General features: G+C 33.6%; 8 protein-coding genes. 1 reads left to right on the top strand and 7 read right to left on the bottom strand.

Annotated elements, in window-relative coordinates:
- Window positions 1–146: 146 nt before the first annotated feature.
- From IRZ80_RS01805 to IRZ80_RS01780, 6 genes are all read right to left on the bottom strand, one after another.
- Window positions 147–2,414, bottom strand: coding sequence for a glycoside hydrolase family 3 N-terminal domain-containing protein (locus tag IRZ80_RS01805; RefSeq protein ID WP_194639702.1), 2,268 nt, complete (start codon window positions 2,412–2,414; stop codon window positions 147–149).
- 45 nt (window positions 2,415–2,459) lie between these two features.
- The gene (locus IRZ80_RS01800; protein ID WP_194639700.1) at window positions 2,460–3,920 is read right to left on the bottom strand and encodes a glycoside hydrolase family 30 protein; all 1,461 of its coding nucleotides are present in this window, start codon (window positions 3,918–3,920) and stop codon (window positions 2,460–2,462) included.
- 398 nt (window positions 3,921–4,318) lie between these two features.
- Window positions 4,319–5,383: a family 16 glycosylhydrolase gene (locus IRZ80_RS01795; RefSeq protein WP_194639698.1), complete on the bottom strand. Its 1,065-nt coding sequence runs from the start codon at window positions 5,381–5,383 to the stop codon at window positions 4,319–4,321.
- Window positions 5,384–5,550: 167 nt separating this feature from the next.
- Window positions 5,551–6,339: a hypothetical protein gene (locus IRZ80_RS01790; protein WP_194639696.1), complete on the bottom strand. Its 789-nt coding sequence runs from the start codon at window positions 6,337–6,339 to the stop codon at window positions 5,551–5,553.
- A gap of 27 nt (window positions 6,340–6,366) precedes the next feature.
- The gene (locus IRZ80_RS01785; RefSeq protein ID WP_194639694.1) at window positions 6,367–8,082 is read right to left on the bottom strand and encodes a RagB/SusD family nutrient uptake outer membrane protein; all 1,716 of its coding nucleotides are present in this window, start codon (window positions 8,080–8,082) and stop codon (window positions 6,367–6,369) included.
- 16 nt (window positions 8,083–8,098) lie between these two features.
- Window positions 8,099–11,362: a SusC/RagA family TonB-linked outer membrane protein gene (locus tag IRZ80_RS01780; RefSeq protein ID WP_194639684.1), complete on the bottom strand. Its 3,264-nt coding sequence runs from the start codon at window positions 11,360–11,362 to the stop codon at window positions 8,099–8,101.
- A 323-nt stretch (window positions 11,363–11,685) separates the two neighbouring features.
- Between IRZ80_RS01780 and IRZ80_RS01775 the strand changes: the two genes are divergently transcribed.
- Window positions 11,686–14,580 carry a triple tyrosine motif-containing protein gene (locus IRZ80_RS01775; protein WP_194639682.1) on the top strand — a complete coding sequence of 965 codons (2,895 nt, stop codon included), beginning with the start codon at window positions 11,686–11,688 and terminating at the stop codon, window positions 14,578–14,580.
- A 36-nt stretch (window positions 14,581–14,616) separates the two neighbouring features.
- On the opposite strand, the gene IRZ80_RS01770 is transcribed toward IRZ80_RS01775, so the two are convergent.
- A complete protein-coding gene (locus IRZ80_RS01770; RefSeq protein WP_194639680.1) occupies window positions 14,617–15,900 on the bottom strand; it encodes a UDP-N-acetylmuramoyl-tripeptide--D-alanyl-D-alanine ligase in 1,284 nt (427 codons plus the stop codon).
- Between the last annotated feature and the right edge of the window lie 18 nt (window positions 15,901–15,918).

The following is a 15,918-nucleotide window of genomic DNA, read 5'->3' as shown; positions in this document are numbered from 1 at the left end:
TTCATTAAACCAAAACAAATTACTAATGTGCTATTTTTTTTAAACATTTATCCAATTATTAAGGAATTATTTTATCCAATAAATTTACGCAATTTATACAGATGAACTTCTAAATCAGCTTTGAGATTTTCAGTTTTTGTCATTCCTTATTTCAATAAAAAATCCTGTTTCAAATCGGCAATCCGAATAGTGAATGTTCCTTTTTCTGAAACCCATTTTAAATCATTGTCTACAAACTGTAAATCTTTTTGGTTTAACGTAAACGTCACTGTTTTGGACTCATTTGGAGCTAAATTGATTTTTTGAAATCTTTTTAATGATTTATATTCGGGGGTTATACTGGCATAATTATCCGTAAGGTATAATAAAACGGTTTCTTTACCAGCTTTACTTCCTGAGTTTGTAACCGTAACCGAAACATTTACATTATCAGAATTTGAAATTTCAGTTTTATCAATTTTTAAGTTCGAATATTTAAAAGTGGTATAAGACAAACCAGAGCCAAATTCAAATTGAGGTGAATAACTTTTCTCGTATTTAGCATCGTTGTTTTGTTCATCTTCAGCAATGCTTTCTGTATATTTTCTATTGTATTTTTCTAATGAATTTGGGTATTTCGGATAATTATAAGGCAGTCTTCCGCTTGGATTTACATCACCGTACAGAATATCAGCCAAAGCTCTTGCACCCTCGTTACCTGGCAGGTAGCATTGTAAAACAGCACTCATCTGATCTTCAAACTCACTGATTAATCTTGGTCTTCCTTCATTTAAAACCAAAACAATCGGTTTGTTTAATTTTGCCAATGCCAATGCCAGCTTAACCTGAGATTTACTCATGTACAAATCGCTGATATTTCCAGGTGTTTCTGTATAATTTTTTTCACCAAGACATAATACAATTTTAGAAGCATTTTTGGCTAAATCAACTGCTTTCTGAATTTCAGCATCATCTTCAACATCCAAATTAGCTCCTTTTGTATACAATACGTTTTCCTTCCCTAATTTATTCTGAAAAGCTTCCAGAATGGTGAATTTATCTGCTGCATAAGTATCTGAGTTTTCACCCTGCCAAGTGTAAGACCAGCCACCGTTCAAATATTTCATACTGTTGGCGGTTGCACCTGTAACTAATATTTTTTCATTTTTATCCAATGGCAGCACCGACTTGTCATTCTTCAGCAGTGTAATGGATTCAGCAGCTGTATTGTAAGCTTCCGCAATATGCTCTGCAGATCCGAATTTTGGATAATCTTTTAAATTGGCAACAGTATTTTGGAACAGATTCAATTCGAATTTCATCTTTAAAATACGTGAAACCGCATCATCAATGCGCGACATTGGCACTTCTCCTTTTTGAACCAAATCAATTAAGTCTGTGTAAAATGAATATTCTTCGGGAACCATGCTCATATCAATTCCAGCCATAACAGCCATACGGACAGCATCCCGATTAGTTTCGGCAACTTTATGACGTGTGTGCAGATAAATGATATCCTGCCAATCTGTTACAACTACGCCAGTAAACCCTAATTCATTTTTAAGAATATCAGTAATGATATGCTTACTGGCATGTACGGGAGTTCCGTTAATTTCTCCGGAACTTACCATTACGCTTTTTGCCCCAGCTTTGATCGCTGCCTGATAAATAGTCAAATCATATTGTCTTAAAATGCGTTCCGGAATAATACTTGGTGTTCTGTCTTTTCCAGATGTAGTGCTTCCATAACCAATGTAATGTTTCATACAGGCCGCTACACTATACTTAGATCCAACATTATTATCTCCTTCAAAACCATCAACCAATGCAGCAGCCATTTGAGATGACAAATAAGCATCTTCTCCAAAAGATTCCCACATTCTAGACCAGGCTGGGTTTCTTGGAAAATCCAAATCTGGTGAAAAAACCCAAGGTATTGAAGAAGCTCTGGTTTCGTAAGCCGAAATCTGTGCGCCGCGTTTTACCAAATCGGTATTAAAAGTAGCTGCTAGACCAATCTGCTGCGGAAATAATGTTGCTCCTGCTGTATAACTTGCTCCATGAATCGCATCAATACCATATAAAATAGGAATTTTAAGTCTTGTTTTATTTGCTTCATTGGTTATCGTGGTCATGGTTTCCTGCCATTTCTGCAGCGTTGGTGCGCCTGGATTTGGCACATTCAATATAGAACCAATATGATGGGCTTGAATACCATCTTTTAATTTTTCGAGATCCAATATTCCTTTCTTGCCGTCTTTTTCAAATATGGTAACGGTAATCTGAGTCATTTGTCCCACTTTTTCTTCCAAAGTCATTTTTGAAATCAATTCAGAAACTTTAGAATTAATTTCGGCTGATTGAGTATTGGACGTTTGAGACCACGATACGCTGTAAAAAGACAATGCGCAGATAAATAAAACTTTCTTTTTCATTTTTATTATTTTTTAGAAGCTCTTAAGCTTTCTATTTTTTATCTATTAATATATCAATGTTTGAATTCCATGTGCTGGAATCTGGAGTTTCGCTTTTGAATTATTCACATATAAACTGTAATCAATAGAAGCGTCTGTTGCATTCATGATAACTGTTACTATTTTTCCGTCTGTATTGATGAATGAAGTGCTGGACAAAGTAGTTCTGCTTACTGCCGAACTTATTCTTTGGGCATTTGGTTTTATAAACTTTGAAAAATGACCAATATAATAGTAGGAAGGAGTGTAAATTAATTCGCCTGTAGCTGTGTCTGCATGTATGGGTGCAAAACAAAAATTACCTACGTGGTTGGGTCCGCCCTTCTGGTCCAATAAAATATTCCAGTCTGTCCAAGCTGTTGTACCGTTATTAAAATCATTGATCATAGATATTCCATAGCGTTCTGCATTTGGCCAAAATTGGTATTTTGCAGGATCAAATTTTTCAATGCAGCCTTCGGTAAACATTAAATTTTTATCAGGATATGCTTCATGAACTTTAGCAACATTAATAAGATTCTGTTCTGCTCCTGTCCAGGTTTCATACCAATGAAAACCTAATCCCCAAACATATTTTGACGCTTCAGGATCAGAATAAATGACACTGGCTCTTTGGAACATTAAATCACGGTTGTGATCCCAGGCAATAATTTTTTTATCTCCTAAACCTTCTTTTTTTAATGTTGGTCCCAAATATTTTTTTATAAAATCCCTTTCTGCTTCCGCTGTATACAAACAGGATTCCCATGTCTGCGTTGCTAATGGTTCATTTTGGGTAGAAGTTCCCCAAATAGGAATTCCTTCTTTTTCATAAGCCTTGATAAACTTGGCATAATAGTCTGCCCATACCTGATTATACTCAGGTAATAAAACACCGCCTTTCAGCATATTATTGGTATTTTTCATAAAAGCCGGCGGACTCCAGGGAGCTACATAAGTCAGCAGTTTTCCTCCTGCGGCAGTGATCGCTCGTTTTATCATTGGAATGCGGTACTTTCGATCTGGTTCAATAGAAAATGTTTTTAACTCTTTGTCTCCTTCCTTGATATAGGTATAACTCCCGCTTCCAAAATCTGAACTGTGAATACTGGTTCTCAACAATGTGTAGCCGATACCTTTATCTGAAGTATAATAAGCGTTTAAAAATTCCTGCTGTTTTTCCTTGGATAATTGTGCAAAAACTTCGGCACTTGCATCAGTAACAGCTCCGCCTATGCCCATGAATTTTTGAAATTTAATTCTTGGTTCCACTACTACAGAAATTTCAGTTTCAACTGGCTGAGATGCGGCTTCAAAAACTATTTCTGCTGAAGGAGATAAGCGATTACTTAAATTTTCAGCAGTTGTAAATACCTGAATTGTTTTACCAATATTAGTTTTTCTTTGCAGTTCATTATCGTTTTTTTGCTGTGAAAAACAATTAAACGCTAACAGGAAACAGAAAATTTTTAAACTATTTTTTTTCATTTCTTATGCTGTTTTTTTTTTAATTTAAATGCCAAAATCTCAAACCTTTGTTTTCAGCTCACCCCAGCCCTATCCAAAGGAAAGTGAGCTAGAATTGGATTACTTTAATATTTCTAAATTGTATTAATTCATAAATAAAATTTCTTCACATATTAGGTTCATATATAGAAATAATTCTCCGCTAGCAATTTCAAATACTTGAAATGCCATAATTTAATAAGCATTAAAAAACACTCACAGAATAAGAATTAGAGAATAAAATTTAAAACTGCAAAAACAAACTGTTCTTGTTTCAAAGCTGATTTTTTCATTCTTCGCAAAGGTTTTTATTAACTAACCAAATAAAAACCTTCACTGAAGAACAAACACAAACTACTAACTTAACTTAATCAAAACAATTAATTATAAACCCTTACATAATCAATTTCAAAAGTTGAAGAAGTAAAATCAGATGCAATTGTTCCGCCAAAATTGCCTCCAATTGCACAATTAATAATTATAAAAAAGTCCTGATTGAATGGTGCAGCACTCGTATTAGGAAATTCTATAATTTTTTCATTATCTACATATATTTTAATATAATCTGCTCTCCAGTCCATTGAATAAATATGGAATTCAGATGTAACATTTGCAACGATTTTAGATGCTGTAACAGCATTGCCTCCTGAATGATCTGGATAATGAAATGTTCCATGAATTTTGTTTAACTGATTGTACACATGTTCCATTACATCCATTTCACCACAAGCCGGCCAGCCCGCTGTGCTTATATTATTTCCCAGCATCCAAAGTGCAGGCCAAGTCCCGCCTCCGACTGGAAGTTTGGCTTTAAATTCAATTTTTCCGTATTTGAATGAAAATTTACCTTTGGTTAAAAGCCTTGCAGACGTGTACTTACTTCCTTGATACGCTTCTTTAATTGTTTTAATTTGTAAAACTCCGTCTTTCACTATTACATTTTCCGGTCTATTTGTATAGTATTGCTCTTCGTTATTTCCCCAGCCGCCTGCTCCTAAATCATACCCCCAATAAGTACTATTTGGTGCACCGTCAACATTGAACTCATCGGACCAAATAGTTTTTGATGCAACAAATAGGGTCATTGGGATTGTGGTACTAATTTCTTTATTTAGATTATAAGCGAAGACACGTACAGTATACGTTTGGGTTCCAGGATTTGAATAACTATAACTAAAACTGCCTCCCTGCACTGTTTTTATTTCACCATTTCCAAAATCAATTTTATAAGAAGTGGCATTATCTGCATTAATAGTAAAATTTACATTTCCGCTTCCGTCACCATTTGGTTTGTCAGCCGTAATTCCCGCAATAACTGCAGTGACATTTAAATTTGCTAGTCCTGTACTTATTACTAAATCTGTTGAATCCTCTGGATTTTTACTGCAGGAAAAACAGATCAGACAATTTAATACCAGTAATATAATTGTAATATTTTTTTTCATTGTAAGAAAGTAAGGAATCAAGGTTTAGATTTTAATATGAAAATAGGATTTAAAAAAGTCTATCCGTTTTTTTAAATCTTCATATATAATTAACTGCATTTTTAAAATTTTAAAATCGAAAAAGGAAGCATTTTTATCTTCCTTTTTCGAAAATAAACTAATTCAAATTATTCTGGTCTGAAAACAAATGTCCAACCTGTACCATAAGTTTCACTATTACTTAAATAGAGAACCATTTTGGTAGCTGTTAAAGTAACAATGGTATACACACCATTTTTATTCCCAGCAGCGGATCCTAACATGGTTGCATCTTCAACTGTAAGTGTTTGGTTGATTACATCTAAATTAAAGGCTCCTTTAGTACCAACTGCACTACTGGTTTCGTAATGTGTATAGTTTGGAGCACCATTTAAATCAAAATGCATTTTCCCATTTGCATCACTAGGTCCGCAGCAGTCACCTGCATTCCACCAAACTGACATAGCTCCATCTGGACTGCCAGGAGGTGACATAAACCACCATAGATTCCCAGCATTTCCTTTATCAAAAACCCAAGTTTTACCTGCTGTTGTGTTTGTACCAACCAAGTCATAGTAGTCCTGATCTAATGGATGATCCAATTTATCGATCTGAACATTTATTGTTTTTGTAAAAAATTCTGCTCCCAAAGACCCTGTATACTTAAATGTAGCTTTTCCGGGTACTGGATAAACAAATTTCACTTTATTAGTAAGCTTTTTTCCAATGATTTTATTCGACCAATATCCTGTAATACCAGGAGTTACCATATCAATAGTAATTTCATTACCGCCTGGAGTGCTTTGAGTAGCTACTAATTGAACTCCATCAATATTTGTACTATTTACTAAATGTTCTTCCTCTACAATTGGTTCGCAGGCTGAAAAAACCAGCATAAACGAAGCAATAATGAGATATGTTATTTTATTAATTTTCATAGTTATAATTATTTATCGTTATCAATTTTACCACCCTGGATTTTGAGTATAAGCTCCGTTAGCCAATCTTACTTCTGTTTCTGGAATAGTTACCAATCCTTTAGTTTCGGGTCTATACTTCAATGTATAGGTCCCGTCACTTCCTGAATTTTTAACTGGGAATGAGCCATTGAACGCAGTATTAACATCACCCCAACGTACTAAATCAAACCAGTGTAATCCTTCAAAAGCAAATTCGTGTAAACGCTCTTCTTTTAAAGCGTCTAAAGAATAACCAACTGGAGCTAATTTACCAGCTCTCCATCTTACTGCATTGATACCAGTCGCCGTTTTTGTAATCTCAGAATGCATTAACAATACATCTGCAAAACGCATAAAAATAAAATCCTGTGCATGCATTAATTGATAATCAGCATTAGACCAAGCATACAGTTGTACAAACATTCCTTTAACGGTACTTGTACCTGGAACAGGGTGTTGAAGGGAAGTGTATTTTTTATTAAAATATCCTGTTTCATGATCGCCTTTGCCCGCAGTATATCCATCAGTACCCTGCTCTGCTTTACCAACTTGAAGGATTGAGCCTAATTTTCTCGGATCTGCATCAGCCCACTCGTTAAATATTTTTGGATTGACTGTACACCAGCCCCATCCTTCTCCAAAAGGAGTTAAAGAATTACCACGTATTGAGGTATACAAAGCCAAATTGTTAGTATAATTGGATCCATTTGCCCATGACCAATCTCCAAATGAAAATCGCTGTACAAACATAGTCTCGTAATTTCCTGTACCAAAAGTTGGGTGAGAACCATCCTGTCCTACCCAAGATAAATTATTAGTAGCAGCCCAAGGCAATACAATAGCTCCCGCACTTTTATTTATATAAGAATAAGGCCATAAATTTCTAAAATCCTCAGCCAATTTATAACCACTATTAGCAATACAATCATTCAAATAAGTGGTGACATCGGCAGCTGTCAAACTTGGACCACCAACTGTTGGCAAATCACTTGTTGCCGTTTTTTCAATATTAGTCATATAACCCGTATACATTAAAAAAACACGTGCCAAATAGGCCTCAGCAACCCATTTATTAGCATGCCCATACTCCGATGTAGGAATGTTTGGAAAAGCTTTTGCAGGCATCATGGCAATTGCATCCTTTAAATCAGTTGCAATTTGTGCAAAGGTTTCTGTATAGGTAGATCTCCCAACAGTTTTGGAGTCACTCACATGTACAATTAATGGAACACCCCCAAAGAATTTTGCCAATCTAAAATAGAAAAAGGCTCTCATGAATGTTGCTTCACCAATTGACGTTTTTTTAAATTCATCTGCTTCAGCTTTAGTCTTGAAATAGGTAGAAAAATCCGCTTTCGCAGTATTTTCAATAATAGCATTGGCTCTAGCTATACCATTATAAGACTGTACCCAAATATTGCGATATGTATCTTCAGTAGGATCTTCAAAAACATCCACAGCTTTAGCTGCTTTATCATCTGCTCCACCTCCACCTAGCATCATATTATCCATAAGGTTAGCAGCGATAGGTTCTTGACTAGTACCATTATTGGTAGTATATATTGCATTGTAAACACCGGACATAGCTTCGGTGATATCTGTTGGATTTTTATAATAAGTTTCCAAACTTTTACCGTAAATATTTTCTGTATCTAAGTAGTCCGTACAGCTAGATGCAACAAAAATGGTTGAAATAGCTATAAAATATTTTATTTTTTTCATTTTCAAAATTTTAAGATTAAAAGTCAACACTCATTCCAAACATTACTGTTCTTGCCTGTGGATATAATCCAAGATCGATTCCAGATGCCCATCCTTTGGGGTGAGCACCTGAACCGTCAGGACTAGTTCCAGCAAAACGTACCTCAGGATCCATTCCTTTATAATTAGTAAAAGTGTAAAGGTTATTAACAGCCATATACATTTTTAGGTTGGAAATAAATTTAACATTTGATAAAACTTCATTAAAATTATAACCGATTGTTAAGTTATTAATCCTCAAATAATCAGCATTATGCATATAAATATCTGAAATTTCATTTGTATTTCTATTAGAAACTGAACTCAACCTAGGCATTGTATTTGAGGTTCCTTCACCATGCCAGCGATTAAAAATATCCGTGGTGTAATTTTGAGTAGGGCTGTCTGCAAATGATCTATAGGATTGCATTACCTGCATCCCAAATTTCCCAGCCAAAGTAGTGTTCAAATACACTCCTTTGTATTCAAAATTCAACTGAAGACCTACTTCATAATCAGGATTTGGTTTTCCTAAATAGGTTTTATCATCTTCATCAATAACTCCATCGTTATTTAAATCCACAAATCGAACATCACCCGGGCGCTGATCCTTAAAATATGGTTTTCCATCAGGACCTACATAAGCATCCACTTCGTCTTGATTTTGTAAAATTCCTGCTGTTTTATAACCATAAAAATAACCAATAGGCTGTCCTACTTCAATTCTAGATACTTCTCCTGTTCCTTGTGATAATATATTGGGATCACCATGAATTATTCCATCAGCATTAGCAATTCTAGTAACTGTATTTTTATTTTTAGCTGCACTAAGAGTTATTCCGTATTTAAAATCTCCTATTTTATCATTCCAAGTAACAGAAATTTCAAATCCCTTATTTTCAATATCTCCTCCATTTATATAGGGTGCACCAGCACCGAACGTACCTAAAATAGGGGCTTCAACCAACCAATCTTTAGTTGTTTTCTTATACCAATCAAAAGTCAATCCCAGTTTTGAATTAAAAAGCTGAGCATCTAATCCTAAATCCAATTGCTCTGATGTTTCCCAAGTAACATCAGGGTTAACAACTTTTTGAGGATACGAAGTAGTTCCAGAAACAGGCTTAGTGTCTCCAAAGAAATAACCTGGAAATGCATATGCTATTTGAGAAGAGTAAATGAAATTATCTATCGATTGATTTCCGTTTTGCCCCCAGCTGGCTCTTAATTTAGCATAATCAAGAAAACCTGAAGTGCTGGACATAAAATCTTCTTTGGTTAAAATCCATCCCGCCGATACTGATGGAAAATAGCCCCATCTGTTTCCGGCAGCAAAATTGGAAGAACCATCAGCACGCATTGTTGCAGATAGCAAATATTTTTCTTTATAATCATACTGTAATCTAGCCATAAATGATTGTATAGCTCCGCCTCCAGCTGCATAATCAGCACCATAATTGCTAATATCGCCTATAGTAGCGGCACCTTTAGTATTGTTTATGTAAGCATATTTTGGATCACCTGGGAAAAGTAACCCATTTCTTGAACCGCCAACCTGATCATTTAAATCATTTCTAATTAATTCAGTCCCTATTAAACCCGAAATATTATGATCTCCAATATTTTTATTATAAGTAAGTGTATTGGTCCAAGTAGTATTTGCTCCCATATATTCTCCTTGTGAAGCGCCATCAATATTATCTCTATACTTTTCCCCTAGATTATACATTGGATTCATAGATCTACTATGACCAAACCATGATGTGATACCAAAAACAGATTTAAATTTCAAATCTTTAATAGGCTCTATTTCTGCATACACATTTCCTGTAATAGAATTTCCTTTACCGTAATTGTAATTATTACGATAATACATAACTGCCAAAGGGTTGGTTTGATATGGAGATACTCCATCCAAAGTTGGAGAAAAACCAAATTGATTGATATTCTTATCTATAGAATTTTGCCAATACGCTGGTTGCAAAGGATTCTGCACCAATCCGTTGTGCAAATCGTTATAATAAATATTACCCGCAGCGACAGCTCTATTTTGCGTATTCGTATAAGTAAAATTTTCCCCTACAGTAATAATATTATGACTGCTATTCTTTTTTAATACAATGTCTGTATTCATTCTTGCTGTAAGCCTTTTATAACCTGCATCAATAATATTGCCTCCTATAATACCATCTTGATCATAATAAGAAATACCCATAGAATACGTCACATCCTGAGTTCCGCCAGTAATATTTAAGGCATGATTCACAACTGGAGCATCTTTCTTGGTCATTTCATTAATCCAGTTAGTACCTTGCCAGCCACCTTGAAGCTTATTCCATATTTCTTCACCATATTGAGTTCCTGTTCCTGGTTGAGTACCAGTTCCAGGATAAGTGTTATTTAGCCAAGTATTATTGGTAAGCATTGTATGCCAATCATTTGGAGCCAAACCATCATTAACCATTCCTTCATCCATTATGTACATGTATTCTTGTGCATTCAATGGATCTAAGTTTTTGTATATATTTTGAATACCGAAGAAATAATCATAACTAATCTTCGCCGGACGGTCTTTAACTCCTTTTACGGTAGTAACCAAAACAACTCCATTAGCAGCTCTAGACCCATAAATCGCAGCAGAAGCTGCATCCTTTAATACAGAGATAGAACCAATATCTGAAGGGCTTAAATAATCAATATTGTCTACAGATACACCATCAACAATGTATAATGGGTTTGAATTTCCTGCAGTTCCTAGTCCACGAATCGTCACCTTAGTACCTGCACCTGGAGCACCACTATTTCTAGTAACACTAACCCCTGGAGCGATCCCTTGAAGAGCTTCCATAGCTGAACCTGTTTTCAATGCCGCAATATCTTTTCCTTTTAAGCTAAGACTTGCGCCAGTTGTCAAGATTTTCTTTTGGGTTCCGTATCCAACTACAACAACTTCATTCAGGTTTTGCGATTCTGGATTCAATTGCGCCGTTATTTGTGTCCTGCCGCTAATTTGTATATTCAATGTTGTATAGCCTACAAAACTGATTACCAAGACACCATTAGAAGGAGCCTTAATTTCAAATTTTCCATCAAAATCCGAGGAAACAGCTGTTGGCGTCCCTTTAATTAAAATAGTTGCTCCTGGGACAGGCATCCCTTTTTCATCATTTACTTTTCCATTAATAGTAATGTCCTGCGCCTGCATGACTACCGTAAAGAGTAAAGACGAAACACAAAAAATAAGTAATTTTGTTAATTTCATTTTTCTAAAAATTTTGGTTAATTAATTAGTAATTTGATGCAATAATAAGTTAAAAAAAACAAAATCAATAAAAAATAAACATAACAAAAACCCATCAAATGCCAAATTGATATATTACAAAAACACATCATATTTTTTTCAAATAACTCTAAATCAATATTTTAAAATTAAAATTGAATTGTTATCAATATGTTAATTAAAAAAAATACCCTACATTTACATAAATAATAAACATTAAATATTCACTAATAAAATAATGACATATACGCATTGCCAATGATGCCTAAAAATCAAGACATATTACAGAATAATTAAAAAATTAGATGAAATTTACGAAATCAGCAATACTCACAATATCTCTATTATTAGCCATTCTGCCTGCCAGAACGGCTTATTCACAAGTTAAAGAGTTAGGAATACCAGACATTAGAAATTATAAAAGAAATGAATATAAAGGAGGACCTCAAAATTGGGATATCGATCAAGATAAAAAAGGAAATCTTTACTTTGCCAATGGCAGCGGTCTGTTAAAATTTGACGGAACAAACTGGCATAAATTTTTGCTCCCTAACGCCTCCGTTTTGCAAAGTTTAAAAACTGATGATTCAGGCAGAATTTATGTGGGAGGAAATAATGAGTTTGGATATTTTTTAAACAATGAGAAAGGAAACCTTACTTATCACTCATTATCACAAGGTTTTATAAAAAACAAAAACATTTCAAAAAAAATAAATCTAATTTGGAAAATTCATTGTTACCAAGATGAGGTGATTTTTCAATCTTTTACAAAAGTGTTTTTTCTAAAAAAAAATAAATTACGTTACTATGAATGTAAAAACAATTTCCAGTTTTCATTTTTAGTAAACAATAAACTTTATTTTCAAGACAAAAAATTAGGATTATTATCCTACTCAAAAGAGAAATTCACCCCGTTAAAAGGCACTGCCGCATTAAACAATTCTGAAATATGGGCTATATTTCCTCTTCCAAACGACAAACTAATAATAGCCACTTTAGAAAACGGATTATTTATATATGACAACAATTCAATACAGCCGTGGCGTACTGAGGCTAATGATTATCTTCAAAAAAACTCTTCCTTAGGCGGATGTATGATTAAAAACAAATTCATTGTATTTAATACCGTTCTAAATGGAGTTATAATTTCTGACTTAAACGGGAAAATAATTCAGCATTTAAACAGACAAAAAGGCATCCAAAATAATACTGTCCTAAAATCATTTGTCGACAAAAACAGCAATCTATGGCTGGGACTTGATAATGGGATTACATTTATAACCGAAAATTCTCCGTTTACTTATTTCGATTATAGTTATAACATGGGAACCGTTTATGCTTCTTTGGTTCACAAAAACATATTATATGTCGCAACAAATCAAGGTCTTTTTTATCAAAAATATGATGAAATGCGTTTTGACAAACCATTTAACAGAGTAGAAGGCACAATCTCACAGGCATGGAACATTCAGCTTATTGACGGACAATTACTTTGCGCCAGCAATAATGGAGCATTATTAATAGAAAACAATAGAATTGCGAAGGTACTTAATCATCAGGGGTATTTTGGCTTCTTGAGCATTCCAAATCATCCAGGCAGTATTCTTGGAGAAAACTATAACGGCTTTTCAATATTCAAAAAAAAGAATAATAAATTCGAATTTGAAAATTCTGTAGCAGGTTTTGATGAAGCAGCTAACATGCTGGAAACATATTTAGATGAAGATTTCCTTTGGGTTAAAAAAAATTCCGTTTTATATCAAATGGAATTATCAGACGATTTGAAAAAATTTAAAAAAATTACAATTCACCCAAAAATTAGTAAAAAATACAACGGTATTGAAAGCATCCAAAAACTAAACGATAAAATATATTTTCAGACAAAAAATCATTTTTTTAGATATTCCAAAGAACAGGAAATCTTTTTTGAGGACAAAAAAATATCATCATTATTCAAGAATACACACCAATTAAATAGAATAATAGAAGATAAAATTGGAAACATATGGTATCGTCATAATACATTATTAGGCGTGCTTGAAAAAGACAAGAATGGCAATTATACCAAAAGAGAAGCTCCTTTCACTAATTTATCAGCTAATTTAGTTACCGATTACATATCCATTAACACAGTAAATCCAAACAATGTTTTCATCGGACTTACGGAAGGTCTAGCACATTTTGATTTTACTATTCCGAACAATTTTATCACAAAACCAAAAGTTTATATAGACAGCTTTAGTACCCTTCAAGATACTATTGTAACCGGAAACCTATCTAACAGTAATAAAAATTACAATTTAGCTTACAGTGCAAATCAAGTAAAATTTACATTTTCGTCACCTATATACGAGAATTCTCAAAACACGGCCTATTCCTATAAATTAGAACCTTTTGAAGAAAATTGGACTAACTGGACTTCTAGTTCAATGAAAGAATACACCAACTTAAGAGAAGGCGACTATGTCATGAAAGTTAAGGTTAAAAACAGCTACGGTGTGGAATCTGAACCAGCAAAATTATACTTCACAATTTCCCCGCCATGGTACAGGCACCCTTTAGCATACTTGACTTATCTCATACTTATCATATTAGCTGTTTATATTGGATACAACAGAGTAAAGCTAAAAATAAGAAAAAACAAATACTACGAAACCATAGAACAGCGAAGGCTGTATCTGGAAAAAGAATCCAAAATACGCCAAGGACAATTTGAATTAGAAAAAGAAATTGAGAAGTTAAAAAATGACAAACTGCAGATTCAAATTCTTGCGAAAGACAAAGAACTCGTTACAAACTCATTGCAGGTTGTGAAAAAAAATAAGGTTCTAAATGGAATTTTACAAAAAGTAAAAGAAATTGACACTAAGAATTTAGATGAACCTATGAAATTTCAAGTTAATAAATTAAACAAAAGCATCGTAAAAGAAGTTAATAACGACAAAAGCTGGAAAGACTTAGAAAAACACATCAAAAATGTCCATTTCGATTTTTTAAAAAGACTTAAAGAGAAATACCCTACAATATCACCAAGAGAACTAGACCTATCTACTTATTTACTGATGAATATGTCTACAAAAGAAATTGCAGAAATTATGAACATTTCTATTGGAGGGGTTGAGTTAGCCAGATACAGACTTAGAAAAAAACTAGGATTGAATAAAAAAGAAAATCTAATAGGCTTTTTAATGAGTATTTAAAAAAAGAAAACCAGCATTTGAATGCTGGTTTTCTTTTTAAATGAATTCTAGAGTACGTTCCAAAGCCATTCCTCTGGACCCTTTAATGAGAATCATGTTATTATCAATTTTTTTCACTTTAATGGCTTCAGAAAAATTTTCAAAATTTTCGAAGAAGAAAAAATTTGATTTTGCTATTTTATTTTGATAAAAATCTTTTCCGATAAAATAACAATCAATCTGATCTTGATTCACAAGCAGCTCTAAGACTCCTTTATGTTCAGCCAGACTTTCATCTCCCAATTCAAACATGTCGCCAAGAAAAAGTGTTTTTTTCTTTTTATCTAAAAGCACGAAATTTTCAATCGCCACTTTCATACTGCTGGGATTTGCATTATATGCGTCTAAAATAATTTCATTTGTCCCTTTAGTTATTAGCTGCGATCTGTTGTTTTCAGGAATATAACTTTCGAGAGCCTCTTTAATAGAACCTCCTTCAACACCAAAATAATTCCCTATTGCAATTGCTGCATTTATATTATTAGCGTTATACAAACCAATTAAATGTGATGAAATCTGATTTAGTGAATACGATACAGTTACAAAAGGATTAGCTTCAATATGATCAATATTTACATCTGCATCATTTTTATTTACCCCAAAAGAATACGACTTTAAATCTTTTGTCTTTTCAACCTGGATAGGGTCTTCTAAATTTACAAAAGCTAATTTATCATTATTTGAAAGATATTGATACATCTCACTTTTCCCCTGAATAACACCTTCAACACCTCCAAAACCTTCAAGATGTGCTTTACCAAAATTAGTAATATACCCATAATCCGGCTGTGCAATTTCACAAAGAAACTCAATTTCTTTTTTATGATTGGCCCCCATTTCTACAATTCCAATCTCTGTCTGTTCATTAAAAGACAACAATGTTAATGGCACCCCAATATGATTATTTAAATTTCCAATGGTTGCTTTGGTTTTAAATTTCTTGGAAAGAACAACATTTATCAATTCTTTGGTCGTTGTTTTACCATTGCTTCCGGTAAGAGCAATTATTGGCAGTTTCAAATAATTCCTGTGAAACTTAGCTAATTCCTGCAGTGCAGCCAGAGAATTATCAACCAAAATAGTTCTTTCGTCAATAAAATAGTCTTTATTATCAATCAATACATACGAAGCTCCTTTATCTAAAGCTTCCTTAGCAAAAGTGTTTGCATCAAAATTATCTCCTTTGATCGCAGCAAAAAATGAATTAGCACAAATTTTACGTGTATCTATTGAAACCGAACTGCATTTCAAAAATAGACTATGAATGTAATTAATATCCATATATAAATATATTTTAAA

This window comes from Flavobacterium sp. HJJ (assembly GCF_015351475.1).
In the GTDB taxonomy this organism is placed as follows: Bacteria; Bacteroidota; Bacteroidia; order Flavobacteriales; family Flavobacteriaceae; genus Flavobacterium; species Flavobacterium marginilacus.
The sequence above is the reverse complement of the archived record's forward strand: the minus strand, read 5'-3'. Positions and strand labels throughout refer to the sequence as shown.